The 24,594-nt window shown below is 65.5% G+C and carries 31 protein-coding genes and 1 tRNA gene; 18 read left to right on the forward strand and 14 right to left on the reverse strand.

What is annotated here, in order from left to right:
- Positions 1-122 precede the first annotated feature (122 nt).
- The 5 genes from icmH to FYJ91_RS08145 are packed head-to-tail and all read left to right on the forward strand — an operon-like array spanning position 123 to position 5,407.
- Positions 123-926: a type IVB secretion system protein IcmH/DotU gene (gene icmH, locus FYJ91_RS08125; protein WP_149521762.1), complete on the forward strand. Its 804-nt coding sequence runs from the start codon at positions 123-125 to the stop codon at positions 924-926.
- A gap of 2 nt (positions 927-928) precedes the next feature.
- Positions 929-2,317 carry a type VI secretion system membrane subunit TssM gene (gene tssM, locus FYJ91_RS08130; protein ID WP_149521763.1) on the forward strand — a complete coding sequence of 463 codons (1,389 nt, stop codon included), beginning with the start codon at positions 929-931 and terminating at the stop codon, positions 2,315-2,317.
- Complete coding sequence (tagF, locus tag FYJ91_RS08135) at positions 2,314-2,829, forward strand: type VI secretion system-associated protein TagF (RefSeq protein ID WP_149521764.1); 516 nt, start codon at positions 2,314-2,316, stop codon at positions 2,827-2,829. The genes tssM and tagF overlap by 4 nt, the downstream gene beginning before the upstream one ends.
- Entirely contained in the window at positions 2,829-3,578 is a 750-nt protein-coding gene (locus FYJ91_RS08140) for a PP2C family protein-serine/threonine phosphatase (protein WP_149521765.1), read from the forward strand. Before tagF ends, FYJ91_RS08140 begins: the two co-directional genes overlap by 1 nt.
- Positions 3,575-5,407: a serine/threonine-protein kinase gene (locus tag FYJ91_RS08145; RefSeq protein ID WP_149521766.1), complete on the forward strand. Its 1,833-nt coding sequence runs from the start codon at positions 3,575-3,577 to the stop codon at positions 5,405-5,407. The genes FYJ91_RS08140 and FYJ91_RS08145 overlap by 4 nt, the downstream gene beginning before the upstream one ends.
- Before the next feature lie 35 nt (positions 5,408-5,442).
- Here FYJ91_RS08145 and bla read toward each other — a convergent pair whose 3' ends face one another.
- The 4 genes from bla to petA all read right to left on the reverse strand — a co-directional run bounded on the left by bla (position 5,443) and on the right by petA (position 9,212).
- Positions 5,443-6,423, reverse strand: coding sequence for a class A beta-lactamase (bla, locus tag FYJ91_RS08150; protein WP_181008400.1), 981 nt, complete (start codon positions 6,421-6,423; stop codon positions 5,443-5,445).
- A 68-nt stretch (positions 6,424-6,491) separates the two neighbouring features.
- On the reverse strand, positions 6,492-7,355 hold the full coding sequence (locus tag FYJ91_RS08155; protein WP_149521768.1) for a cytochrome c1: 864 nt from the start codon (positions 7,353-7,355) through the stop codon (positions 6,492-6,494).
- A 16-nt stretch (positions 7,356-7,371) separates the two neighbouring features.
- The gene (locus FYJ91_RS08160; protein WP_149521769.1) at positions 7,372-8,634 is read right to left on the reverse strand and encodes a cytochrome b; all 1,263 of its coding nucleotides are present in this window, start codon (positions 8,632-8,634) and stop codon (positions 7,372-7,374) included.
- Positions 8,635-8,645: 11 nt separating this feature from the next.
- Positions 8,646-9,212, reverse strand: a complete 567-nt coding sequence (petA, locus tag FYJ91_RS08165) for a ubiquinol-cytochrome c reductase iron-sulfur subunit (RefSeq protein WP_149521770.1) — start codon at positions 9,210-9,212, stop codon at positions 8,646-8,648.
- A 197-nt stretch (positions 9,213-9,409) separates the two neighbouring features.
- On the opposite strand from petA, the gene FYJ91_RS08170 reads away from it, so the two are divergent.
- The 3 genes from FYJ91_RS08170 to FYJ91_RS08180 are packed head-to-tail and all read left to right on the forward strand — an operon-like array spanning position 9,410 to position 11,299.
- Entirely contained in the window at positions 9,410-9,859 is a 450-nt protein-coding gene (locus tag FYJ91_RS08170) for a tRNA (cytidine(34)-2'-O)-methyltransferase (protein WP_149521771.1), read from the forward strand.
- Positions 9,856-10,716, forward strand: coding sequence for an oxygen-dependent coproporphyrinogen oxidase (gene hemF / locus FYJ91_RS08175; RefSeq protein WP_149521772.1), 861 nt, complete (start codon positions 9,856-9,858; stop codon positions 10,714-10,716). Before FYJ91_RS08170 ends, hemF begins: the two co-directional genes overlap by 4 nt.
- A 1-nt stretch (position 10,717) precedes the next feature.
- Positions 10,718-11,299: a GNAT family N-acetyltransferase gene (locus FYJ91_RS08180; protein ID WP_149521773.1), complete on the forward strand. Its 582-nt coding sequence runs from the start codon at positions 10,718-10,720 to the stop codon at positions 11,297-11,299.
- A 36-nt stretch (positions 11,300-11,335) separates the two neighbouring features.
- On the opposite strand, the gene FYJ91_RS08185 is transcribed toward FYJ91_RS08180, so the two are convergent.
- Positions 11,336-12,109 carry a hypothetical protein gene (locus FYJ91_RS08185; RefSeq protein ID WP_149521774.1) on the reverse strand — a complete coding sequence of 258 codons (774 nt, stop codon included), beginning with the start codon at positions 12,107-12,109 and terminating at the stop codon, positions 11,336-11,338.
- A gap of 173 nt (positions 12,110-12,282) precedes the next feature.
- Complete coding sequence (locus FYJ91_RS08190; protein WP_149521775.1) at positions 12,283-13,152, reverse strand: alpha/beta fold hydrolase; 870 nt, start codon at positions 13,150-13,152, stop codon at positions 12,283-12,285.
- Between the two features lie 73 nt (positions 13,153-13,225).
- Here FYJ91_RS08190 and lipB point away from each other — a divergent pair, with 73 nt between their 5' ends.
- Genes lipB through FYJ91_RS08205 form a run of 3 tightly spaced genes read left to right on the forward strand, consistent with a single transcriptional unit; the run spans position 13,226 to position 14,919 of the window.
- The gene (gene lipB, locus FYJ91_RS08195) at positions 13,226-13,894 is read left to right on the forward strand and encodes a lipoyl(octanoyl) transferase LipB (protein WP_149521776.1); all 669 of its coding nucleotides are present in this window, start codon (positions 13,226-13,228) and stop codon (positions 13,892-13,894) included.
- A gap of 58 nt (positions 13,895-13,952) precedes the next feature.
- Complete coding sequence (locus FYJ91_RS08200; RefSeq protein WP_149521777.1) at positions 13,953-14,195, forward strand: hypothetical protein; 243 nt, start codon at positions 13,953-13,955, stop codon at positions 14,193-14,195.
- Between the two features lie 37 nt (positions 14,196-14,232).
- Positions 14,233-14,919 (forward strand): hypothetical protein, encoded by a 687-nt coding sequence (locus FYJ91_RS08205; protein ID WP_149521778.1) that lies wholly within the window; start codon positions 14,233-14,235, stop codon positions 14,917-14,919.
- Between the two features lie 150 nt (positions 14,920-15,069).
- Here the strand turns inward: FYJ91_RS08205 and queE are convergent, their stop codons facing one another.
- The 3 genes from queE to FYJ91_RS08220 all read right to left on the reverse strand — a co-directional run bounded on the left by queE (position 15,070) and on the right by FYJ91_RS08220 (position 17,386).
- Positions 15,070-15,702 (reverse strand): 7-carboxy-7-deazaguanine synthase, encoded by a 633-nt coding sequence (gene queE, locus FYJ91_RS08210; protein ID WP_149521779.1) that lies wholly within the window; start codon positions 15,700-15,702, stop codon positions 15,070-15,072.
- A complete protein-coding gene (queC, locus tag FYJ91_RS08215; protein ID WP_149521780.1) occupies positions 15,702-16,406 on the reverse strand; it encodes a 7-cyano-7-deazaguanine synthase QueC in 705 nt (234 codons plus the stop codon). The genes queE and queC overlap by 1 nt, the downstream gene beginning before the upstream one ends.
- A 212-nt stretch (positions 16,407-16,618) precedes the next feature.
- The gene (locus tag FYJ91_RS08220) at positions 16,619-17,386 is read right to left on the reverse strand and encodes a metallophosphoesterase (protein WP_149521781.1); all 768 of its coding nucleotides are present in this window, start codon (positions 17,384-17,386) and stop codon (positions 16,619-16,621) included.
- A gap of 131 nt (positions 17,387-17,517) precedes the next feature.
- Between FYJ91_RS08220 and FYJ91_RS08225 the strand changes: the two genes are divergently transcribed.
- Both FYJ91_RS08225 and FYJ91_RS08230 read left to right on the forward strand, forming a co-directional pair.
- Positions 17,518-18,051, forward strand: a complete 534-nt coding sequence (locus FYJ91_RS08225; protein ID WP_219822568.1) for a polysaccharide biosynthesis/export family protein — start codon at positions 17,518-17,520, stop codon at positions 18,049-18,051.
- Positions 18,052-18,192: 141 nt separating this feature from the next.
- The gene (locus tag FYJ91_RS08230; protein WP_149521783.1) at positions 18,193-18,810 is read left to right on the forward strand and encodes a transglutaminase-like cysteine peptidase; all 618 of its coding nucleotides are present in this window, start codon (positions 18,193-18,195) and stop codon (positions 18,808-18,810) included.
- A gap of 24 nt (positions 18,811-18,834) precedes the next feature.
- Here the strand turns inward: FYJ91_RS08230 and FYJ91_RS20990 are convergent, their stop codons facing one another.
- The 3 genes from FYJ91_RS20990 to FYJ91_RS08240 all read right to left on the reverse strand — a co-directional run bounded on the left by FYJ91_RS20990 (position 18,835) and on the right by FYJ91_RS08240 (position 19,848).
- Positions 18,835-18,960, reverse strand: a complete 126-nt coding sequence (locus FYJ91_RS20990) for a hypothetical protein (RefSeq protein WP_281290580.1) — start codon at positions 18,958-18,960, stop codon at positions 18,835-18,837.
- A 105-nt stretch (positions 18,961-19,065) separates the two neighbouring features.
- Positions 19,066-19,311: a hypothetical protein gene (locus FYJ91_RS08235; protein WP_149521784.1), complete on the reverse strand. Its 246-nt coding sequence runs from the start codon at positions 19,309-19,311 to the stop codon at positions 19,066-19,068.
- A gap of 222 nt (positions 19,312-19,533) precedes the next feature.
- Positions 19,534-19,848, reverse strand: coding sequence for a hypothetical protein (locus FYJ91_RS08240; protein ID WP_149521785.1), 315 nt, complete (start codon positions 19,846-19,848; stop codon positions 19,534-19,536).
- 54 nt (positions 19,849-19,902) lie between these two features.
- On the opposite strand from FYJ91_RS08240, the gene FYJ91_RS08245 reads away from it, so the two are divergent.
- Entirely contained in the window at positions 19,903-20,151 is a 249-nt protein-coding gene (locus FYJ91_RS08245) for a hypothetical protein (RefSeq protein WP_149521786.1), read from the forward strand.
- Positions 20,152-20,169: 18 nt separating this feature from the next.
- Here FYJ91_RS08245 and galE read toward each other — a convergent pair whose 3' ends face one another.
- Together galE and FYJ91_RS08255 are read right to left on the reverse strand one after the other, a co-directional pair.
- Complete coding sequence (gene galE / locus FYJ91_RS08250; protein ID WP_149521787.1) at positions 20,170-21,174, reverse strand: UDP-glucose 4-epimerase GalE; 1,005 nt, start codon at positions 21,172-21,174, stop codon at positions 20,170-20,172.
- Positions 21,175-21,187: 13 nt separating this feature from the next.
- On the reverse strand, positions 21,188-22,495 hold the full coding sequence (locus tag FYJ91_RS08255) for a UDP-glucose dehydrogenase family protein (RefSeq protein ID WP_149521788.1): 1,308 nt from the start codon (positions 22,493-22,495) through the stop codon (positions 21,188-21,190).
- Between the two features lie 179 nt (positions 22,496-22,674).
- Here FYJ91_RS08255 and FYJ91_RS08260 point away from each other — a divergent pair.
- From FYJ91_RS08260 to FYJ91_RS08275, 4 genes are all read left to right on the forward strand, one after another.
- Positions 22,675-22,750: transfer RNA gene (locus FYJ91_RS08260), tRNA-Val, on the forward strand.
- Positions 22,751-22,772: 22 nt separating this feature from the next.
- Positions 22,773-23,549: a TlyA family RNA methyltransferase gene (locus tag FYJ91_RS08265; protein WP_149521789.1), complete on the forward strand. Its 777-nt coding sequence runs from the start codon at positions 22,773-22,775 to the stop codon at positions 23,547-23,549.
- 117 nt (positions 23,550-23,666) lie between these two features.
- Positions 23,667-24,221 carry a TspO/MBR family protein gene (locus FYJ91_RS08270; protein WP_149521790.1) on the forward strand — a complete coding sequence of 185 codons (555 nt, stop codon included), beginning with the start codon at positions 23,667-23,669 and terminating at the stop codon, positions 24,219-24,221.
- 69 nt (positions 24,222-24,290) lie between these two features.
- A complete protein-coding gene (locus FYJ91_RS08275; RefSeq protein ID WP_149521791.1) occupies positions 24,291-24,539 on the forward strand; it encodes an accessory factor UbiK family protein in 249 nt (82 codons plus the stop codon).
- The last annotated feature ends 55 nt before the right edge of the window (positions 24,540-24,594 follow it).

The following is a 24,594-nucleotide window of genomic DNA, read 5'->3' on the forward strand; positions in this document are numbered from 1 at the left end:
GTCCACGATAACGTGCCTTCCGACGAACGAGAAGCTGTGCTTTAAAGAGATGGGCTGCATTTTTTCGTGGGGGATGATCGCGTGATGCAGCAATGCTTTAGTCTGGATAGGGGTATCCGATCATGAGCGTGGACGGCGAGCAGCCAGCACCGAACCGGACGGTCTTTCGCCCGTCGCCGCTACAGGGGCTGAAGACGGGTGCGACTCAGTTCAAGCCCGCGACACCCGTCACCCCCACCGCGCCTGCGCCTTCGGGTGCGCAGGGGCTCGCGCACGACGATGTGCCTGCACCGGCCACCGCCCCGGTCCTGCGCAACACGATGATGGGGGCCGCCGCGCCGTTGCTCGCGCTGGTGGCGAGCGTGCGGGCCGGCCGTGCGCGCGTGCCGCTGCCTGATCTCAATCGCCGTGCCGCGGCTGCGATCGGCGAATTCGACGCGATCACGGCGGATTACTATCCCGAACCGCAATGCGCCGCCGCCCGCTATGCCTTGTGCGCGACGGTCGACGACATCGTCGGCAACCTGCCGGGCGTCGGCGCGGATGGCGATGAATGGAAGAAGCGCTCGATGGTCGTCACGTTCGTGAAGGACGATGTCGAGGAAGATCGCTTCTGGAAATCGTGCGACAATCTGCTTGCCCGCCCCGATCAGGGGCGCGACCTGATCGAACTGCACCATGCGTGCATCGCTGCGGGTTATGAAGGCCGCTTCCATCGCGACGAGGACGGCGCCACCACGATCCGCGGCTATATGGACGGCCTTGCCGCCGGACTCGAAGCGCCGCGAGCCGGGCACCTCGTTCGCCAGTGGCGCGGGCAGAAGGCGCCGCTCACCAAGGTGGGCTTCGGGCTCTATATCGCGCTCGCGGCGCTGGCGGCCGCAGTGCTGCTGATCGCGCTCTATGTCGTCGTCGGGAGGGCGTGATCATGGGGCGCATCTTTGGAAACTGGTGGGTCGTCTCGGCGCTGATCGCGCTTCTCGCGATTGTCGTCCTCGCGATCGGCGCGCCGATCGTCGTGCCCGCGCTGGGGGCGCTGTGGATCAGGGGCGCGATCGTCGTCGCGGTCCTCGCGGTCTGGGGCGCGATCTCGCTCGCGCGGGTGATGAATGCGCGCGCGGCCTCGGATGCGATCGCGGCCTCGCTTGCGGGCGGTGGCGCGGACGAGGAAGGTCGCATCCTTGCCGGCCGCATGACCGATGCGCTCAAGAGCCTGCGGGAGAGCGCGGGCGGACAGCGCGACTATCTCTACAACCGTCCCTGGTATGTCATCATCGGCCCGCCGGGCGCGGGCAAGACGACTGCGCTCGTCAATTCGGGGCTGCGCTTCCCCGTCTCGACCGATCAGTTCAAGGGCGTCGGCGGCACCCGCAATCTCGACTTCCTGTTTTCGGAACAGGCGGTGCTGGTCGATACGGCCGGCCGCTACACCAGCCAGGATTCAGACGCGGCGGTCGATGCGCGCGGCTGGGCCGAGTTCCTCGGGCTGCTCAAGACCAATCGGCCGAAGCAGCCGATCAACGGCGTTATCGTCGCGATCGGCGTCGACGAACTGATGCGCGGCGATCGTGCGACGATCGACGGCCATGCCGATGCGGTCCGCCGCCGGCTGTCCGAAGTCCGCAAGGGGCTGGGCGTCGGCATCCCGATCTATGTGCTGCTCACCAAGGCCGATCTGATCGCCGGCTTCGTCGAATATCACGATGATCTGGACGTCGAGGGGCGCCGCGCGGTGCTGGGACACACTTTGCCTTATGCCGATGGAGCGACCGCGTCGCAGCGACTGGTCGATTCGTTCGACGAACTGGCGCGCGCGATCTCCTCGCGCCAGGCGATACGCCTGTCTGCCGAAGCCGATGCGCAGCGGCGCGCGTTGATCCTGGGCTTTCCCAGCCAGATCGGGGCACTGCGCTCGCGGCTCGTCCGCTTCCTCGAACGGACATTCGCGGGCGGCGAGCCGGTGGGCGTGCTGCGTGGCTTCTATCTGACCAGCGGCATGCAGGAGGGCACCCCGCTCGATCGCATGATGTCGGGCATGGCGGATGTCTATGATCAGCCGCGCCAGAAGGTGCAGGGAGCGGGCCGGGCCTATTTCCTCAACCGGCTGCTCGGCGACGTGATGTTCCCCGAGGCCGGGCTGGTGCAGAGCAACCCGGCGGCGCGCGCGAAGCGGCGGACCCAGTTGATCGTCGCGCTCGGCGCGATCGCGGTCGTCACGGTCATCGGCGCGGTGCTGATCATCCTCAACGCGCGGTCGCTGGTTGCCGCGGCGACGCCGGTGGCTGCGATCGAGCAGCGAAGCGAGCGCGGCGCGTGAACGCCTTCGTCTTCGGAAAGCTGCCCACCCATCGCGACTTCGTAGTACGCGGGCTCGATGCCGCCGCGCGCGCCTGGTGGGACGGCTGGTTGTCGGGCCAGCTGTCGGACGCCCGCCGCACGCTGGGCGATGCGGCGTTCGAAGATGCCTATGATCGCGCGCCCGTTTGGCGCTTCCTGCTGACGCATGATGATGTCCGCATGGCGGGCGCGCTCGCGCCGTCGGTCGACGGGGCGGGGCGGCGTTTCCCGATCGTGGCGGCACTCTATGGCAATGTCGGCGACGATGCCGCCGCCCTGTGTGAGGACCGGCTCTATGACGGCTTCGATCAGGGTTGGCAGGTCGATCAGCTATACGATGCGCTCGCGGCCAGCGCGGTTGGCGGCGGCGCTGCTTCGTGCGAAGACCGGTGGTGGACGCTTGGCAATGACGAGTTTCCTGAGGCCACCCTGTCGGGTGAGCATCCCGAAGGGCTGTGGCGTATGATGATCTTGCCGGGTGGGGCCAACTGATGGGCGATTTCAGCATCGATACCGGGTCTCGCACCGATACGGGCCGCGTCCGCGCGCATAACGAGGACAGCTATTGCGCACGTCCCGATATCGGGCTGTGGGCGGTCGCCGATGGCATGGGCGGGCATGAAAGTGGTGACTGGGCCTCGGCCGCGACGATCGCCGCGCTCGAAGCCGTGCCCGCCGCATCGTTCGAAACGTTGATCGATGCGGTTTCCGACGCCATTTATGGCGCAAATGCCAAGATTTTCGCCGAATCGCAGGCCCGCGGGGCGCAGATGGGAACGACGGTCGTCGCGCTCGCGATGCTGGGCGATCGTTTCGGCATCTTCTGGGCCGGCGACAGCCGTGCCTATCTGCTGCGCGAAGGGCAATTGGTGCAGCTCACCGTCGATCACACCCAGGTGCAGATGATGCTCGACCGGGGGCTCATCAAGGAAGAGGAAGCGGCCGTCCACCCGATGCGCCATGTGTTGGCGCGCGCGATCGGCGTCGACGGCGGGATGGAGCTCGATGCTTTCGTCGATGAGGTCGCGCCCGGCGATATCTTCCTTCTGTGCAGCGATGGCCTGACCGGCGTAGTGGGCGATCATGAGATCGAGGATGTGATGCGCGGCGGCGGCTCCACCCGCATCGCCGATCAGCTTGTCGCGATGACGCTCGATCGCGGCGCGCCCGACAATGTCACCGTCTGCGTCGTGGGCGTCACCGCCGACGAACTCGCGCTTGGCGGGGGAGCGCCGCGATGAACGACGATCGCCCGCCCGAGAACGAACGTACCGTCTTCAACGCCGGCCCCGCCACGCCGCCGCGTGCGCCGGGCCACATCCAGGTCGATGACGTCCTCAACCACATCTTCCGCGTCACCCGTTTCATCGCGCGCGGCGGCATGGGCGAGGTGTTCGAAGGCATCAACGATCAGTCGGACGAGCGCGTCGCGATCAAGGTGATGCTCCCCGCGCTGGCGGCGGACGAGAATGTCCAGGCGATGTTCCGCAAGGAAGCGCGTACGCTGACGCGGCTCAGCCACCCCGCGCTCGTCCAATATCGCGTGCTGGCGCAGGAACCGACGCTGGGCGTGCTCTACATCGTCACCGAATTCGTCGACGGCACCAACCTTGCCGACGTGCTGACCACGCTCAAGCCGTCGCCGGCGGATGTGCGTGCCCTTGCGCGTCGCCTGGCGGACGGCCTGCGCGTCGCGCACAGCCTGGGCGCGATCCACCGCGATATCTCGCCCGACAACGTCCTGCTCGAAGGTGGTCAGCTCAAGGCCGCCAAGATCATCGATTTCGGCATCGCCAAGGATCTGGCGCCCGACAGCAAGACGATCGTGGGCGATGGCTTCGCCGGCAAGCTCAACTATGTCGCGCCCGAACAGCTCGGCGATTTTGGCCGCGAAGTCGGGCCGTGGAGCGACATTTACAGCCTCGGCCTCGTCCTGCTCGCGGTCGCGCGCGGGCGCGAACTCGATATGGGCGCGACCTTCGTCGACGCGGTCGACCGGCGGCGCGCGGGCGTCGATCTGAGCGACGTGTCGCCGGAACTCGTGCCGATGCTCGAACCGATGCTCGTCGCCGATCCGGCGCAGCGGCTGCGGTCGATGGACGCGGTCCTCTCGGTTATCGACGGGGCGCGGCAGCAGCGGCGCGCCAGCGATACGGCCACTCCGATGGCGAGCTACACGACCGCGCAACCCTTCCAGCAGGGCGAACCAACGGGCGCCGTCGCGAGCAAGAGCGGCGGGCCGAACAAGGCGATTATCGCGGCGGCTGCGGCGGGCGCGCTGCTGCTCGCGGCGGTCGGTGGCTATTATGTGATCGGCGGCAAGGGCGGCACCCCCGCCGCCGTCGAGGCGCAGAGCGGTAAGCCCGACGATCAGGCCCGCGCCGCGGTCGAGGGGGCTTTGCCCAATATCGGCTGTTCATGGATCGACATCTCCGACGTCAGTGATCGGGGCGGGCAGGTGTCGGTAACGCTCAAGGGCGTCGCGCTCGACACGGCCGGCGCCAAGGCGGCGGTCGAGAAAGCGCTCGGCGATGCGGGGCTTAAGGGCGTCAACGTCAGCTATGACAACGTCCTGGTCGGTAGCCAGGGCATTTGCGAGCCGCTCGACGCGCTGCGGCCGATTCGCGAAGCGGGCAGCCCGCATATCTTCGCGCCGGGATCGAAGTTCGAACTCGCACAGACCGGCGGCAAGCTGGTCGTGCGCGTGCCGGTCGATATCGACATCGGCACCGAGGGCGCGGGGCTCGCCTTCTACGGGATCGAGCCGAACGGCCAGTTCGAGAAGATCGCGAACAGCCGCGCCGAACTCGAAGCGATCCTCCACGATCCGGGCGCCGCGATCACGCCTCTGGGCGGATCGAGCTACCGCATCCCGGTCGACACCGATCATGAGGGGCTGTCCGGCCTGCTGCTGCTCGCCGGTCGCGAGCCCTTCGACGGTAGCCTCGTCGCCGCCCCGCCGCCGATGCGCGGTGACGACTGGCGCAAGCATTTTGTCGAGGAAGCCCAGAAGAAGGGCTGGACCGCAAACATGCTCTGGTACCGCACCGTGGACGAAACGCCGGGTTGATTTGATCCTCTCCCGCCCGGGGGAGGATTTGAGAGTCAATCCAGCAACGCCATCCCGTCGTAGATCGTGCGGCCGGCTTCGGCGATGATGGCTTCGGCCTTGGCGCCGTCGTCATGGCTCTTCACGAAGATCGCGACTGCGACATGGCCGCCGCCGGGTAAGGTCAGGATGCCGACGTCGGCGCAGATGCCGACGAGCGTGCCGGTCTTGTGTGCGAAGACGGTGCGGGGTGGCAGCAGCCCCTTCACGCGCTTCGCCCCGGTGACGGTGTGTGCCATCACGTCGAGCAGCCAGGCGGTGTGTTCGGCGTCGACCAGTTGGCCGCGCTGGAGCTTCGCCAGCAGCGCGACCATCGCGTCGGGGGTCGAACTGTCGCGCGGATCGGCGATGAAGGCGGGGTCGAGCGTGCTGTTCGGCTCGTCTGGATTGTCGTCGCGCAGTGACATGACACGCGCGAGCGTCTGTGCCTGGTTCCTGCCCGCTTCGGGCGTCAGGTGCTTGTAGTCGAAGATCAGCCCCGCAACGTCGCGGTCGACGCGCTGGCCCTCGATCCCGACGCTCCTGAGCCACGCGGTGATCGCCGCCGGGCCGCCGACCATCTGGGTCACCATGTCGGCGGCGGTGTTATCGCTGCGCGTGATCGTCAGATCGATCAGGTTGGCGACCGACAGGGCGATGCCGGGATGCGGCATCGACGTGCTGATGCCGCCCGATTGGACGCGCAGCGCGTCGTCCACCGGGATCATCTGATCCATCGTGAAGCGGCCCTGTTCGACCTGATGGAGCAGGGTGAGGACGGCTGCGAGCTTATAGGCGCTCGCCATCGGGAACGCCTCGTCGCCGTTGACCGACAGCGCCGCGCCGCTTTCGAGGTGGACCGCGGCTATGCCGACCCGGATCGCATCCTTGCGCTGCGTGAACGCCTCCAGCCGCGCGTCGAGGCGTTGAACGATCGCTTCGCGGACCTTCGGGGTCAGGGCGGCGGGGCGCGCCTCCGCATGGAGCGGCGTGGCCATCAGGAGGGCGCAAAAAAGGCCGCCCAGCATCGCCGGGCGGCCCTTCTTGTTCGAGGCGGTCAGACCGCTCAGTGCTTAATACCCGCCCAGATGTTCCGGTACGAGAACCAGGCGAGGACGGTCGCGATCAGCAGGAAGATCATCACCGCGACGCCGGTCTGGTGACGGGCTTCGAGCTTGGGCTCGGCGCTCCACACCAGGAAGGCGGAGACGTCCTTGGCCATCTGATCCTTCGTCGCCACCGTGCCGTCGGCATAGGTGACCTGCCCGTCGGCCGCGAGGGGCGGCGGCATCGCGATGTTCAGGTTCGCGAAGTACGGGTTGAAGTGCAGGCCGTCCGGGGTCTTGGCGTCGGGGAACTCCTTCAGGAGCTCCTGACCGGCGTGGTTCTTGAACCCGGCCTGATCGGTGTAACCCGTCAGCAGCGAGTAGATATACGCACCGCCGTCGTGACGAGCCTTCGACATCAGCGAGAGATCTGGCGGCAGCGCGTTGTTGTTCGCGGCGCGGGCAGCGACCTCGTTGGCGTAGGGGCTCGGGATCTTGTCGGCCGGGGTCGACTTGCGGGTCGCGGGCTCGCCGGTCTCCGGGTTGACCGAGGGAGTCTCGGTGGCCCAGCCCTTGGCGATCGCCTTAACCTCGGCTTCCGAGAAGCCCAGATCCTTGAAGTCGCGGAACGCGACCTGGTGGAGCGAGTGGCAGGCGGCGCAGACTTCCTTGTAAACCTGGAAGCCACGCTGGAGCTGCTGGCGGTCGAACTTGCCGAGCGGCCCGTCCGAAGCGAGGTGAAGCTCCTTCGGATGCAGGTGGAACTCATGCTCGACCGTCTTGGCCGGCGGCTCGCTGACGAACGACACCGCGCCCATGATCAGCGAGTAGAGCAGGATCCCGACGAAGCCGAGGCCGGCGAGGAATGCGATGAGACGAACCATTGTCTTGTCTTTCCCCTTAAGCCTGGCCGCTCTTGGCCAGAACCGCCTCGGTGATCGAGTTCGGCAGCGGCAGCGGCTTTTCCAGCTTCGACACGATCGGCAGGATGATCAGGAAGTGCGCGAAGTAATAGGCCGCCGCGAGCTGCGAGATCATCACATAGGGCTCTTCCGCCGGCGCGCCGCCGCAATAGCCCAGGATCAGCACGTCGATGACCAGCAGCACGAAGAACTTCTTGAACGCCGGGCGATAATTGCCCGAGCGCACCGGCGACTTATCCAGCCACGGCAGGAAGAACAGCAGCAGGATCGACGCGAACATCGCGATCACGCCCAGCAGCTTGGCGGGGATGAACCAGATGTCGAAGGTGAAGGCGCGCAGGATCGCGTAGAACGGCCAGAAATACCATTCGGGAACGATGTGCGCCGGCGTCGAGAGCGGGTTGGCGGCGATGTAGTTGTCCGGGTGGCCCATATAGTTGGGCGCGAAGAACAGCATGCCGCAGTAGAGCAGCAGGAACACGCCGAGCCCGAAACCGTCCTTCGCCGTGTAATACGGGTGGAACGGCACGGTGTCCTGCGGACCTTTCACGTCCACGCCCGTCGGGTTGTTCGAACCCGGGATGTGGAGCGCCCAGATGTGCAGGATGATCACTGCGGCGATCACGAACGGCAGCAGATAGTGGAGCGAGAAGAAGCGGTTCAGCGCGGCGTTGTCCGGCGCGAAGCCGCCCAGCAGCCAGGTCTGGATCGGTCCGCCCACCACGGGGATCGCGCCGAACAGGCCGGTGATCACCTTGGCGCCCCAGAAGCTCATCTGGCCCCAGGGAAGGACGTAGCCCATGAACGCGGTCGCCATCATCAGCAGGAAGATGACGAGGCCGAGCAGCCACACCATCTCACGCGGGGCCTTGTACGATCCGTAATAGAGGCCGCGGAAGATGTGGAGATAGACCACGATGAAGAAGAAGCTCGCGCCGTTGGCGTGCGCGTAGCGCAGCATCCAGCCCGAGTTCACGTCGCGCATGATATGTTCGACGCTGTCGAAGGCGACCAGCCCGTTGGCGGCATAGTGCATCGCCAGGATGATGCCGGTGATCAGCTGGATGCCCAGCGCCGCGCCCGAAAGCACGCCGAAGTTCCAGAAATAGTTGAGGTTGCGGGGGACCGGATAGCCCGCGCCGACCGCGTTATAAACGAGGCGCGGCAGCGGCAGCTTTTCGTCCAGCCAGCGCATCAGCGGATGCTTAGGCGCGTAATGATTTGCCCAGGGGAAGCTCATGTCTTTCTACCTCAGCCGACTTGGACGACGGTGTCGGAAGCGAATTTGTACACCGGCACCTCGAGATTCTTCGGGGCCGGGCCTTTGCGGATTCGCGCGGCCGTATCGTAGTGCGAGCCGTGGCACGGGCAGAAATACCCGCCGAACTCACCCTTGACCTCGCCTTCGCCGGCGCCGAGCGGCACGCAGCCCAGATGGGTGCAGACGCCCATCGTGATCAGCCACTGCTTCTTGCCGGCGAGCGTGCGCTGTTCCAGCGTCTGCGGATCGCGCAGGCTGGCGGCATCGACCTTGTCCGCGGCCGCGATCTCGGCCGCCGTCAGGTGGCGCACGAACAGCGGCTGCTTGCGGAAGATCGTCTTGATCGCCTGGCCTTCCTTGATCGCGGCCAGATCGACTTCGATCGAGGCGAGCGCGAGCACGTCGGCTGACGGGTTCATCTGATTGATCAACGGCAGCAGCACGGTGGCTGCGCCTACGCCAGCGAAACTAACCGCGGCGATGTTGATGAAGTCGCGGCGACGGACGCCGTCTCCGGCGACTTCGCCGGGCGTTTCACTATGTTCGAGCGTCGCCATTCCGAAACCTTTGCGCTGCCACGATCCCGCGCGGACTTTTCAAGGTTTCGGGCGTTCCCGCCGCAGCCCCCTGAAAGCCGCGCATCCGCCTTATACCCCCGGCGGATGGCCGGCCTGATAGCGCCGGATCAACGGCTTTGCCAATCCCAATTCCTAGAATCTTGCCGCGATGCGACATATTCGCCTATCGCCCGCGCATGCGGATCACGCTTTATCAGCCGGACATTGCCGGAAACGTGGGTGCAGTGCTGCGCATGGCAGCCTGTTTCGGGGTCCCTGTGGACATTATCGAGCCGTGCGGATTCGCCTTTTCGGATCGGTCGCTGAAGCGCGCAGGCATGGACTATGCCGCCGCCGCCGAAGTCGTCCGCCACCCCGATTGGGCGGCGTTCCGGGCCGCAACGCCGGGCCGGATCGTGCTTTTGACCACGAAGGCCGATTTGACGATCGTCAACGCGCGGTTCGAGCCGGGCGATATCCTGCTGCTCGGTTCGGAAGGCGATGGCGTGCCCGATGATGTGCACGACGCCGCCGATCTGCGCGTCCGCATCGGCATGCGGGCGGGTTTCCGATCCTTGAACCTGGGGATGTCGGCTGGCATCGCCACCGCCGAAGCCTTGCGCCAGACCGGAGGATGGCCCGAATGACACTGAAGTTGGACGATGCCCAGACGGCCGCGCGCGCCTGGTTCGAATCACTGCGCGACCGGATCTGCGCCGCGTTCGAGGCGATCGAGGCGGAGGCGGGCAGCGATGCGCGCTTCGGCTACACGCCCTGGAATCGCGATGGCGATCCCGCTGCGGCGGGCGGCGGCGGCGTCCAGGGGCTGATGAAGGGCAAGGTGTTCGAAAAGGTCGGCGTCAACGTATCGACCGTCGGCGGTGCCTTCAGCCCCGAATTCGCGAAGACGATTCACGGCGCGGGCGAGGAGAATCCCGGCTTCTTCGCGACCGGAATCAGCCTGGTCGCGCACATGGCCAACCCGCATGTTCCCGCCGTCCACATGAACACGCGCTATCTGACGACCACGAAGCGGTGGTTCGGCGGCGGCGCAGACCTCAATCCTCCGATTCCCTATGATGAGGATACGGCGGCCTTCCACGCGCGGCTGAAGGCGGCCTGCGATCCCCACGGCGCCGACTATCATGACCGGTTCAAGGCGTGGGCCGATGATTATTTCTGGATTCCCCACCGCAACGTCCATCGCGGGGTGGGCGGGATCTTCTACGACCATCTCGAATGCGCCGACGATGCGGGGTTCGACGCGAACTTCGCCTTCACGCGCGATGTGGGTGAGGCGTTTCTCGACATCTTCCCGAAGATCGTGCGCGCGCGGATGGGAATCGCGGCGTCGGACGAGGATCGGCGCGCGATGCTCAACTTCCGCGGGCGCTATGCCGAGTTCAACCTCGTCTATGATCGCGGCACCGCCTTTGGCCTCAAGACCGGCGGCAATATCGACGCGATCCTGATGAGCCTGCCGCCCACTGCGACATGGGAGTGATATGCCGCTAACGCCTGTCGAACCGCATCTCGTCGCGACGATCGTCACCTCGCTGGAGATGACCGAGCGACCCAAGCCGCGGGCGGTCGCGCCCGCGCCGTTCCGGCTGGTGCGGTGGCAGGCGCCCTCGGTGGAGAAATATCGCGCATTGTTCCGGCGTGTCGGGGAAAAGTGGCTGTGGTTCTCGAGGCTCGTGATGCCCGAGGCCGAGCTGGTCGCGATCATCCACGACCCGGCGGTCGAGATCTACGCGATGACCGACGCACGCGGGCTCGAGATCGGCATGCTCGAACTCGATTTTCGCAAGGCTGGCGAATGCGAGATCGGCTTTTTCGGGCTGATTCCCGAACTGGCGGGGAAGGGGCATGGCGGCTGGCTGATGGGGCAGGCGATGATGCTCGGCTGGCGCAAGGGGGTGGAGCGGATGTGGGTCCACACCTGCACCTGCGATCATCCGGCGGCCTTGCCCTTCTACATCAAGCAGGGGTTCAAGCCCTTTGCCCGCGCGGTCGAAACCTTCGCCGATCCGCGCCGCGCCGGCCTGTTGTCGGCCGACGCGAGCCCGCACGTTCCCATGCTCTGAACAATCCTCTCCCCCGGGGGGAGGATTTAGGGACGCCTATGCTTTGAGTTTGCGGTAGGCGAGCGCCAGATAGACGGTCCACCCCATCATCAGCACCGCGCCGATGAACGCCACCGCGATGCTGACGATCAGCTTCATCAGCGCGGCCTGCCCCACCGCAAGGCCGATCAGCCCGAACAGCGATGCCAGCACGAGCTGCGCGATCGACACGAGCGTGACATAGACCAATGCGAAGATCACGGTGACGCCGAGCGACTTGAGCGCCTGCCCCCGCGTCATCGCGAAGGCGAGCTTGATCGACGGAATCGGCCCGCGCCCGCTGTCGGCAACAGCCGGCCACAGCACGAGCATGCGCACCGACACCCAGATCGCCGGCACGACGATGATGGCGACCAGCGCGTCCATGCCCTTGCCGACCGTTCCCATGCCCACGCCCAGCGCCACGATCGTCAGCACGATGATCAGCGCAAACATCGCCAGCATCCCCAGACCCAATATGCCCATCGCGGCAGGCAGGCGGGTGATCGCCAGGCGCAGCGAATCCGCCAGCGTCTGGCCGGGCCGCAGAACGACCACGCTCACCGCGATGTTGCCCAAAGTCGTCAGCACCAGCGCAGGTATCACCCACAACGCGCGCAGACCCGGTTGCGGCATGGCGCCATCAGCGGGGCGGGGCGCATCGGCCGCGATGCCAAGCAGCAGGAGCGCCAGCCCGAAGGTGGCAAGCGCGAGCGGCAGAAGCAATGCATGCTCCCGCCGCAGGAAGGCTGTCATCTCCTCCCAGACAGTATCGATCGAAAATCCGGTCATACCCCTGCCTATCCCGTGAACGGGGCGCGGCGCAATGTGCCGCCACAATATCCTCCCCCGCCAGGGGGAGGTGGCGCCGAAGGCGACGGAGGGGGAGGACGGCGATGACATGGAGGTTCCGTATCCTCCCCCTCCGTCAGCTAAAGCTGACACCTCCCCCTGGCGGGGGAGGATTATTGGAGGAAGTCCAGCATCGCCGCCGCCGTGTCCTCCGGGGCCTCCTCAGGCAGGAAGTGCCCGCAATCCACCTCGCCGAAGCGTACGTCGGTCGCTTCCGCGCGCCACGCGGCCTCGACATCGAACACGGTCAGCGTCGAGGAGGAACGGGTGCCGCACAGCACCAGCAGCGGCGTCGCGATCTTCGTGGCCGCATCCGCGGCATCATGCTCGCTGTCGATCCCGGCGCCCGCGCGATAATCCTCGCACATCGCGTGCAGGCTCTCGATATTGCCATTGGTGCGGACATAATCGTCGAACACCTCGGGCTCGGGTGCGATCGATCGCACCATCAGCTTCAGCATCGCTTCGGGGTTCAGAACGGTTTCGGCGATCGGCTCGGGCGCGGCCCACAGCGCCCAGTTCCACAGGTTGATCTGCGCCTTCTTGTGGATGTGGCCATAGAGCCACGTCGTCGGCACGATATCGAGGATCACCGCGCGATCGATGCGGTCGGCATGATCCTTCACCAGCCGTCGCGTAACCCGCGCCCCGCGATCGTGCCCTGCGACCGAAAAGTGCGTGTGGCCGAGCGCGTCCATCACCGCGATCATGTCCGCAGCCATCCGCCGCTTCGAATAATCGCCCTTCCACGGCTTGCCGCTGCGCCCATAGCCGCGCAGGTCGGGGATGATCAGGGTGAAGCGATCGCGCAGCAGCGGCGCCATGCGCCGCCACATGATGTGCGATTGCGGCGCGCCGTGGATCAGCAGCAGCGGCGGCCCTTTGCCGCCCGTGACATAGTGGATGTCGACATCCGCATCGACGGTCAGCCGTTTGCTCTCGAACCCCGGAAACAGCGCCAGGGCCGCCTGATCCTCGTCCATATCGATCCTCTCTTATGATTGCGGGCAGACTGCGTCTCTTGATCCCCGACCGGCAAGAGGACATCTGCGTCGCATGAGTGACGACATCGAATGGCGCGTGACGCCGGGTCTATCGCCTTATGCCGAGACGCTGGCCGAGATGGAGGCGCGCGCGGCCGCGATCCGCGCGGGGGAGGCGCGCGAGATGATCTGGCTGCTCGAACATCCGCCGCTCTACACGGCGGGGACGAGCGCGGTGGCCGAAGAACTGCTCACCCCCGATCGCTTCCCCGTATTCGATACGGGCCGTGGCGGGCGCTACACCTATCACGGGCCGGGCCAGCGCGTGGGCTATGTCCTGCTCGATCTCGACAAGCGCGGACGCGATGTGCGCGCCTTCGTGGGCGGGATCGAGGCGTGGCTGATCGCCACGCTCGGCGATTTCGGCATCGCGGCGCGCAGCGAGCCGGGGCGCGTCGGCATCTGGACGGGTGCTGGGGCGGATGAAGCCAAGATCGGGGCGATCGGCGTGCGGCTGCGGCGCTGGGTCAGTTTTCACGGCTTTGCGATCAACGTCGATCCGGATCTGAGCCATTTCGCGGGCATCGTTCCGTGCGGTCTGCCCGAATTCGCGGTGACCAGTATGGCGAAACTCGGTGCCGGCGGCGATATAAGTGCGCTCGATATGGCGCTCGGCCGCCATTTCCCGGTGCTGCTCAACGCACTCGAATCGGGTGAGAAACAACTTCGCCCCAGCGCTTGAGCCGCCGAGTCGCGTGGGGTATGATTCGCATCGACAACACCGCATTCAGGGAGCTTCGATGCGATATCCGACCGGCGCGCGGCTGGCTGCCGCCTTCATCCTCGGCGCTACGCTGGCGCTCGCCGCCTGCGGCAAGAAGGATCAGAGCGCCGACACGAATATCGTCGCGATGAATGCGATGGACGGCTCGATGAACGATATGACCGCGGTCGACGCGGCGACGCTCGATGCGGCTGGCAGCGCCAATCTGGACGACAATGCCGCCGCCGACACGACGGACAACGCATCCAACGCAATATAATTCCGGCCGACGGCCCGGGAGAGAAAAGGGTATGAACATGCGCAAAACGATCGGTGCGATCCTGGCGGCGACTGCCGCGATCGGCATGGCGAGCCCGGCCTCGGCCTATCTGTTCTGGTACACGCCCAACTTCACGGGCGCGCCGGTGACGGGCACCGAACCGGGGATCGGCCTGCCGATGCCCAAGGCGACTCCGGCCGAGCTGAAGGCGCACATGCTGTGGAACATGCGCGCCGGCCTGAACGTCGCGGCGCTCCAGTGCCAGTTCTCGCCGATCCTGTTCACGGTCAGCAACTACAACGACCTGCTGAACAAGAATGCGGTCGAACTCAACACCGCCTACAAGGCGCTGGGCGGCTATTTCAAGCGCACCGGCGGGCCGAAGTGGCAGACCGCGTTCGATCAGTACACCACCAAGACCTATAACGGCTTCTCGACGATGCATGCGCAGCTCGGCTTCTGCGAGACGGCGAGCAAGATCGGCAGCGACGCCCGCAAGATGGGTCGCGGCGGCCTTGGCGATCTCGCGTTGGCGCGGATGCAGGAGTTCCGCAACAGCCTGGTGCCTGCGGGTGACCAGATCTATTCGCGCCGCTACTTCGCGTCGTCGGCTTATCCGATGCCGTCCTTCGCCGACAGCTGCTGGAAGAAGGGCGCGCTCAAATCCGAATGCGCGGTGGTCCGCTACAGCGTCGCCTCGGCGACCGGCGGCCGCGCGAACTGATCTATCGCTTCTAAATCCTCCCCCGGAGGGGAGGGGGACCGGCGCAGCCGGTGGAGGGGTAGCTCTCCACGCGGGTTTCGCTGCCGGCCAATACCGCTCCGTCAGTTCTGCGAGCTGCCATCTCCCCCTTTCCGGGGGAGGATTTTATCGTCACCGTATCCCGATAACCTTGTGGGTCTGGGTCGACAGCCGCCACGCCGGGTGTTCCAGGATATAGCCGATCGCCGACGCGCGGGTGTCGTTCAGGTTGCTGCCGTCCATCGGTTGCAGCAGGAAATGATCGAAATCCCAGTCGATCAGGTCGCGCGGATCGAGCCCCGGCTGCGGCCAGACGAGCTTGAGTTCGTTGCCCCGGCGCAGGACGATCTCGGTCCCCGCCTTGGGGCTGACGCAGATCCAGTCGATCCCGTCCGGCGGCACCTGCGTCCCGTTGGTCTCGACCGCCGTCTCGACGCCGCGCGCCTTGAATGCCGCGATCAGCGCGTCGTCGACCTGGAGGAGCGGTTCGCCCCCCGTCATCACCACGAACGGGTCGGGCTGGTCGCCCCACAACGCCACCACCTTGTCGGCCAGCGCATCGGCATCGGGATAGCGCGCGCCATTGTCGCCATCCATGCCGACGAAGTCGGTGTCGCAGAAGCGGCAATCGGCGGTGGCGCGGTCCTGCTCGCGCCCGGTCCACAGGTTGCAGCCGGAAAAGCGCAGGAACACCGCGCGCCGCCCCACCTGCATCCCTTCGCCCTGCAGCGTCAGGAAGATCTCCTTGACCGCATAGCTGCTCATCAAGGGTGCGTCGCGTAGATGGTCGGATCGGGCAGACCCGCGGCCTCGAACCCGGCCGACCGCAGGCGGCAGCTGTCGCACAGCCCGCAATGCTTGTTGTCGGGCGTCGGATCGTAGCACGACCAGCTCTGTCCCGCGTCGAGGCCCAGCCGAGCGGCTTCGGCCGAGATGTCGGCCTTGGTCATGTGCTGCAACGGCGCGTGGATCGTGAAGCCTTGCCCCTCCACGCCCATGCGGGTCGCGAGGTCGGCCAGTTCCTGAAACTTGGCGATGAATTCGGGCCGGCAATCGGGATAGCCCGAATAATCGAGCGCGTTGACGCCCAGGAAGATGTCGCGCGCGCCGGTCGCTTCGGCAAGGCCCAGCGCGAGCGACAGGAAGATGGTGTTGCGCGCGGGGACATAGGTGACCGGGATCGCGCCTTCCTCGACCCCGTCCTTGGGCACGTCGATATCGTCGGTCAGCGCGGAGCCGCCGAAGGCACGCAGGTTGAGCGGCAGGGTGACGTGGGTGTCGACGTCGAGCATCTTGGCGACGCGCGCCGCCGCCTCCAGCTCGACCCGATGGCGCTGGTTATAGTCGACGGTGAGCGCGGCGAGGGTAAAGCCCTGCTCGCGCGCCAGCCCGCCCGACACCATCGAATCGAGCCCACCCGACAGGAGCACCACCGCGCGGCGCCCCTCGACATGTTCCTTCTGTGACATGGCCGGCGCCTTAGCGCCTTTTTGCCGCAAAAAAAATGGGCCGCTCCGAAGAGCGGCCCAGTAAGGCTGTTAAGCCTGCTTGGGAGGAAAGCGTGCCCAAAGGGGAAGAAGGCACGACTCAGCTTCTACACCCGCAGGCATAAACGAAGGGTTAACCACATCCGGGCAATGCGCCGCGCCGAAGTCCGACTTTGGTCGAACCGGGGCGCGCCTCAGGAAACCAATATCTCGGCGGATTCGCCTTCGATCACCACGCAGGTCAGGTTGCCCGTGGCATAAGCGCCGGTGTCGATCGAGATACGGTCGCGCGTCAGCAGCGGCTTTTCGATCACGGTATGGCCGTGCACCACGCGCCAGCGCAGGTTGATGCCCGCGAAAAAAGGGTCGCGAATCATCAGCAGGTCTTCGCGGCGCTGCTGCTCGATCGGTTTGCCCGGCCGGATGCCGGCATGGACGAACAGATAGCCGCCCAGCTCGATCCACAGTTCGAGTGATTCGAGGAAGGCGAGGTGGGCGGCCGGCAACGCTTCGATCAGCCCCTGGCGCAACTGTTCGTCGCGGCTTTCGCGCGATTCCCCGGCGGGCTTGACGCTATAGCTCGCCAGCGTCGCCATCCCGCCATGCGCGAACCAGGCCGGACCGATCTTCGCATCCTCCAGGAAACGGAGCATCGCATCTTCGTGATTGCCCAGCAGGAAGCGCGCGGGAAGGCCCGCGAAGCGGCGATGGCGCAGCACGTTGATAATGCCCGATGAATCCGGCCCGCGATCGATATAATCGCCCAGAAAAATGACGATCGCATCGCCCTGCGGCGGCCGTTTGATCAGGTCGCGGCGGATCGCCGGCTCCAGCATCAGCATGCAATCGAGCCGCCCGTGTACGTCGCCGATGGCATAGACGCGGAGCCCCGATGGCAGCGATGCCGGGGCGCGGGAAGGTGCCTTGCGGCGCCGCAGGAAATCGAATGAGAAACGGGACATGGCGCGCTTTATGCACTATAAGGAGAATAGCGATTTTTCCTAGGTGGGGTTTAACCGTGCGTACCAGAGTATTGATGTGGCTTGGCCTTCTCCTCGCTTCCATGACGATTCAGCCTGCCATGGCGCAGGACGTGACTGCCCCTGCCGGGTCGGCACCCCTCGCCGCGGCGCAGGCGGCCGCTTCGGGTCCCGTGCGGGGCACCGAAGGCTATCGTCTGGGCGCGGGCGACAAGGTGAAGATCGCGATCTACAACGAAGACATGCTCTCGGGCCAATATGAGATCAGCGGCGCGGGCATGATGTCGCTGCCGTTGATCGGCGAGGTTCCGGTCGCGGGGCGCAGCGTCCCCGAAGTCATCACCTATCTCACCAAGACGCTCAAGGATGGCGGCTACATGCTCAATCCATCGGTTTCGATGGAAGTGCTGAACTACCGCCCGTTCTATGTGCTGGGTGAGATCAAGGATCCGGGCAAATATGCCTATGTCAGCGATATGAATGTGCTCAATGCCGTCGCGCTGGCGGGCGGCTACACCTATCGCGCGAAGAAGGACAAGGTCCTGATCATCCGCGCGAGTGATCCCGAAAAGAAGGAACAGGTCGCCAAGCCCGGCGATCAGGTGATGCCCGGCGACATCATCCGTATTCCCGAACGCTTCTTCTGATTCCTATCGATCCTCCCCCTGGCGGGGAGGATTAAAGCCCCAACCAAATCAGCCCTAACGTCGCGCTAACCAGCCCTGGTAGCCATGTGGTGAGGGGCTGGGGCTAGATCAGGATCCGCACAGCAGAGGCGGAAACTGATCATGGCGTATTTGATGAACGGTTCGGTCACCTTCGGCGCGCGGTTTCGCGCGGCGGCGCTCGGCCTGATGGCGACTCTGTCGCTGTCGGCTTGCGCGACCGATCAGGGTGGCGCGCGCGTCGGCAGCGCATCGGGCGCGATGCGCGACGGCGGGATCGTGATGCCGCCGGCCGGCTGGCTCAACTTCTGTGGCCAGAACGCCAACGATCCTTCGTGCAAGGTCGTCCGGCTCGATCAGACCCGCTGGAAAGAGCTTCAGGCCGTGCAGGCGAGCCTTCGCGCGGTGCGTCAGGTCGCTGAAAAGAAAGGGCAGGCCGACGTCTGGCAGGTTGCCAATGGCCAGGGCGATTGTGAGGATATCGCGCTTCTCGCCCGCGCCCGCCTGCTCGCCGCGGGCTGGCCGCTGTCGGCGGTGCGTCTGGCGACCGCGTGGACCGAAAATGGCGACTATCATACGATCCTGACGGTCGATGCGGTCAAGAACGGCACGCCGATCACCTACGTGCTGGATAATCGCTTCGCGGTTGTGCTGTCCTACGGCAAGCTCGAAGAGATCGGCTATCGCTTCCACATGCGGCAGGCCGCGCGTGGCCCCAACTGGGTCGCCGTTCGTTCGTGATCCCTAGACGCTGAAGTCGGATCGTCAGGATATGGCGGTCGCTGCCATCACGCCGATTCCGACCCATAAGGCCATGCTGATCGGCAGGCCCAGGATCAGGCCGTGTAAAGCCTTGGCAGCGCGCGGACGCGTCGTTTCGATCGGTCGCATACCTCTCCTCCGGCCGGCGTCAACGCGTCGGCGCTTGTCTGACAATCAGTGAATGCCCGCTACGCAAACGATGCGCGCGATCACAAAGTTCCCGCGTGGGAAACGTCAGCGGTGGAGGACGAACTTTCGAAACACGACGATCGCGATCACCAGCAGCAGCGCGATCACCACCAGCCAGGCGCGCGACATGCGCTGGGTCGGCGGTTTGGGGGTCCAGCCTTCGGGCAACTCATCGGCCCGCATCTCGCGCCAGCCGCGGCGAGAGCGAACAAGGTCAGCGCCGCAATGGCCGCATTCGGAAAGCGCACGGTGGCCGATCATGATCACCGATGCGCGCCGATGAAAACCCATCTGGCAGGCATAGCGTTTCGCTTGCCTACGCATACGATGCGATGCGCGACGACCCTCCGTGGGCGGGGGTAGGGTTGGGGCCTCTGTAGCCATCCACTTATCCCGATTCCTCACGATACGTTGCGCTGCAACATCGCAGATTTCGGGGGGATGATCCAGAGATTTGCTTTGAAAATGGCCCATTGCCGACACAACTCGCCGACAGTTGAGCCGATTTCCCGACTAACGCCGCAGTCTGGGCCGCAGGTGCAAGAGCAACAGGATCATGGTCGGCCAGAACAGGGTTGTCACCGCATCGCCGATCGTATCGGGCCAGCGCCAACTGCCGTGAACATAGCGATCCGCGCACTCGTTCGCCGCTTCCGCCGCCGCCACGATCAGGATCGGGCGTATGTCGCGCAGTGGCCTGCGCAGGATCAGCGCGGCCGCCAGCCAGATCAGCAGACCGGCATGGAGATGCGCGGCTCGATCGCTGCCGCTCGCCCCCTCGATCCACAGGGTCAGGTGCTCGTAGCGGGTCAGCAGCCAATGGGTCATGACATTAAGGCTTTGTTTACGAGCGCGGCGCTATTTTCTGCGCAGAGGTGAGACATGGCCAAGACACAGTTCCGACTGCCGATTTCGATCGATGCCGATGCCATCGGCCCGCGGCTCCCGCAGGACGGTGACGTCGCGGTGCACTCGCCCGTCCACGCGCTCCAGAAGCGGATTGCCGCCTCGGCGGTCGTTGCGCCCGCGCCTTTCACCATCCGCCCAGCCGCGATGCGCCTGACGTTGTTCGTCGCGGTGCCGCTGGTCATGTGGGCCAGCCTGTTCCGGGCGGCGACCACCCTCATCTGATAGCGCGCGGTGCGGGGATTATCCCCGTTCCGCCAGCTTGCGTTCCCACGCGAGCGCATGGGCCACGATCGTGTCGAGATCGGCCAGCTTGGGCCGCCACGGCGTCGTCGCCAGGATACGGCTGTTGTCGGCGATCAGCGCATCGGGATCGCCAGCGCGGCGCGGCTCCAGCTTGCGCACGATCGTCTGGTTGGTCACGCGATCGACCGCGTCGAGCACTTCCAGCACCGAAAAACCCCGGCCATAGCCGCAATTCATGATGTGGCTTGTCGCCGGGTCGGCGATCAGCGTCTCCAGCGCGTGGATATGCGCCGCCGCCAGATCGCTGACGTGGATATAGTCGCGCACGCCCGTGCCATCCGGGGTCGCATAGTCGGTGCCGAACACCGCGACCGACTCGCGCCGGCCCGTCGCCGCCTCGACCGCGACTTTGATCAGGTGCGTCGCACCCGCGGTCGACTGGCCTGAACGCCCTTCGGGATCGGCGCCCGCGACGTTGAAGTAACGCAGCGCGCAATAGTTGATCGGATGCGCGAAGGCGACGTCCTTCAACATCGCCTCGGTCATCAGCTTCGACATGCCGTAGGGATTGATCGGCACGGTCGGAGTATCCTCGCGCACCGGGCTTTCGTCCGGAATGCCGTAGGTCGCCGCGGTCGACGAGAAGATGAAATGCTTCACCCCGCCCGCCACCGCGCTGCCGATCAGGCTGCGGCTCTTGGCGGTATTGTTGTGATAATATTTGAGCGGGTCGCTCACCGATTCGGGCACCACCACCGATCCGGCGAAGTGCATGATCGCGCCGACATTCTGTTCGGCGATGATCTTTGCCAGCAGCGCCTCGTCGGCGATGTCGCCCTGATAGAAGGTCGCGCCCTCGGCAACGGCCCAGCGGAAGCCGGTGACCAGATTGTCGATCACCGCGACCTTCCATCCCGCATCGAGCAGGGCGAGGACCGCATGGCTCCCGATATAGCCGGCACCGCCGGTGACGAGGACGGTGAAAGGCTTGTCGGTCGCCATCTTGATCGATCCCTTACTGCGCGCGGCCGATGCCGGTATATTGCAAGCCGGCCGCAGCCACGTCGGCGGGCGGATAGACGTTGCGCAGGTCGACCAGGATCGGTGCCTTCAGCATCCCCGCGATCCGCTTCAGGTCCAGCGCGCGGAAGGCGTCCCATTCGGTCACCAGCACCAGCGCGTCAGCGCCGTCGGCGACGTCATAGGGCTTTGCGACGAACTCGACGTCCTTCATGACCATCTTCGCCTGTTCGACGCTTTCGGGGTCGTAGGCGCGCACCTTCGCGCCCGCATCCTGCAGCGCCTGGACGATGGCGATCGACGGCGCGTCGCGCATGTCGTCGGTGTTGGGCTTGAACGCGAGGCCGAGCAGGCCAACCGTCTTGCCGCGCACTTCGCCGCCCATCGCGTGGATCACCTTGCGGCCCATCGCGCGCTTGCGGTTGTCGTTCACGGTCACGACCGCCTCGACGATGCGCAGCGGCACGTCATTGTCCTCGGCGGTCTTGAGCAGGGCGAGCGTGTCCTTGGGGAAGCACGAACCGCCATAGCCCGGGCCGGCGTGGAGGAATTTGGAGCCGATCCGTCCGTCCAGCCCGATGCCGCGCGCAACCTCCTGCACGTCCGCGCCCGCCTTTTCGCACAGGTCGGCGACTTCGTTGATGAAAGTGATCTTGGTCGCCAGGAAGGCGTTGGCCGCATATTTGATCATCTCGGCCGAACGGCGCGCGGTGATCATCAGCGGGGCCTTGTTGAGCGAGAGCGGACGATAGACGTCCTGCATCACCTTGGTCGCTTCGGGCCCTTCGCAGCCGACGACGATGCGGTCGGGGCGCTTGAAATCCTCGATCGCCGCGCCTTCGCGCAGGAATTCGGGGTTCGACGCGACCCAGATCTGCTTGTCAGGCGCGACTTCGGCGACGATGCGCTCGATCTCGTCGCCGGTGCCGACCGGCACGGTCGACTTGGTGACGATCACGCATGGCTTGGTCACCGCCAGCGCGACATCCTTGGCCGCGGCATAGACATAGCTGAGATCGGCATGGCCATCGCCACGGCGCGACGGCGTGCCGACCGCGATGAACACGGCGTCGGCATCCTTGACGCCCTCGACCACGTCGGTGGTGAAGGTGATCCGTCCGGCGCGGACGTTGCTCGCGACCAGCTCGGCCAGGCCCGGCTCGAAGATCGGCATGATGCCGGCCTCGATCTTGTCGATCTTCGATTTGTCGAGGTCGACGCAGCACACGTCATGGCCGAAATCGGCGAAGCAGGCGCCGGACACAAGACCCACATAACCCGTGCCGATCATCGTGATACGCATATGTTTCCCACCCCACTCGTCGCGACGTCATGCCGTCGGTAGCCGGCTCGGTCGACACAATTGTTACATGGCCGACCCGAGCCACCCCTAACCGCGCGCCGGGGATGCTGCAATGCGGCAAATAGCTGTGGGCTTCCCATACGCGACGAATCCCAATAGGGAGACGATCAATCGGCTTGGGGCGCTTAGCTCAGTTGGTAGAGCATCTCGTTTACACCGAGAGGGTCGGCGGTTCGAGCCCGTCAGCGCCCACCATTTCCCAAGCACAGGATTCCCGATGGCCGCCGGAATTCGCGTCGATCAAATGTTGGTGGATCGCGGCCTCGTCGAAAGCCGCGCGCGGGGGCAGGCGCTGATCCTCGCCGGCCTCGTCTTTTCGGGCGAGACGAAGATCGCCAAGGCCGGCCAGCCGATCAGGCCGGATGCCCCGCTGGAGGTGCGCGGCCGCGATCATCCCTGGGTGTCGCGCGGCGGGGTGAAGCTCGCCCACGCGCTCGATCATTTCGGCTGGGACGTGGCCGGTGCGGTTGCGATCGACGTCGGTTCGTCGACCGGCGGCTTTACCGACGTGTTGCTGACCAAGGGCGCGACGCGGGTCTATGCGGTCGATTCGGGCACCAACCAGCTTGCATGGAAATTGCGCCAGGACGATCGCGTCATCGTCCACGAACAGACCAATGCGCGCCACCTCACCGCCGCGGAAATCCCCGAGCCGGTCGACGTCATCGTGTGCGACGCGAGTTTCATCGCGCTCGCCAAGGTGCTCGATACCCCGCTGACCTTCGCCAAGCCCGGCGCGCGACTCGTCGCGCTCGTGAAGCCGCAGTTCGAAGCGGAGCGGGGCGAAGTCGGCAAAGGCGGCGTGGTGCGCGATCCAGCGATCCACCAGCGCGTCTGCGATGCCGCCGCCGATTGGGCCCGTTCGAAGGGCTGGCGCGTCGAAGGCGTGGTGCCCAGCCCGATCACCGGGCCGGAAGGCAATGTCGAATTCCTGCTGGCCGCACATCTCGCCGCACCCGATCTCGACAGCGAAGCGAGCGAGAGGCATGGGTGAGGCAATGGCATCCAATCACAGCCGTCATTCCCGCAAAGGCGGGAACCTATCCCGTCTGTCCACAGGGGCAGGCTTTGGATGGGCCCCCGCCTGCGCGGGGGTGACGAAGGATATCGAATGAACGAACTCGCTTCCCCGGGCCAATTGCGCCTGTCTTATCTCCGCTGGGCGCTCGTCACCGTGCCCTCGATCGTCCTGCTGGGCATCCTGTCGGGCCGCGTTTCGCAATCGGGCTATGGCAATCCGTGGTTCGATGCGCTGGTGAAGCCCGCGATCATGCCGCCGGGCTGGGCCTTCGGCCTCGCCTGGACGATCCTGTACGTCCTGATGGGCCTCGCCTTCGCGATGATCCTCAACGCCCGTCGCGCGAAGGGCAGGGGGCTGGCGATCACGTTGTTCCTGATCCAGCTCGTGATGAACCTCGCCTGGTCGCCCTTATTCTTCGCCGCGCATCAGGTGACGGCCGCGCTGGGCCTGATCGTCGCGCTGGCGCTGTTGAACGTCGTCGTCGCGGCGGTTTTCTGGCGCATCCGGCCCGTCGCGGGATTGTTGTTCGTGCCCTATATCCTGTGGCTCGGCTTCGCGACCGGCCTCAATTACCAGATCCACGTATTGAACCCCGATGCTGAACGGCTTGCGCCGGGCAGCTCGGATACCCAGATTTCGCTTTGATTATTTGATTGCCGCGATTTCGATCCGGCAGATGCCATCCACCTCGAAATCGCTGATAGGAGCATTGCAATGCAGTCCGAAAACCGCCTGTTCGACGATTTCGTCAAGATGATGAACGGCGCCGCCGGCACGATCGCCGGCATGGGGCGTGAGGCCGAAGCGGGCATCAAGGACCGCGCGAAGGACTGGATCGGCGGGCTCGATTTCGTCAGCCGCGAGGAATTCGAGGCCGTCAAGGCAATGGCCGTCGCCGCACGCGACGAGGCCGATGCCCTGCGCGCCCGCCTCGACGCGCTCGAGGCCAAGACAAAAGGCTGACACTATCCACAGCTTTGTAGGATTTGCCGGCTATTGCGGCTTGAACCGTCGCGCC

The organism is Sphingomonas montanisoli (assembly GCF_008274695.1).
Taxonomy (GTDB): Bacteria; Pseudomonadota; Alphaproteobacteria; order Sphingomonadales; family Sphingomonadaceae; genus Rhizorhabdus; species Rhizorhabdus montanisoli.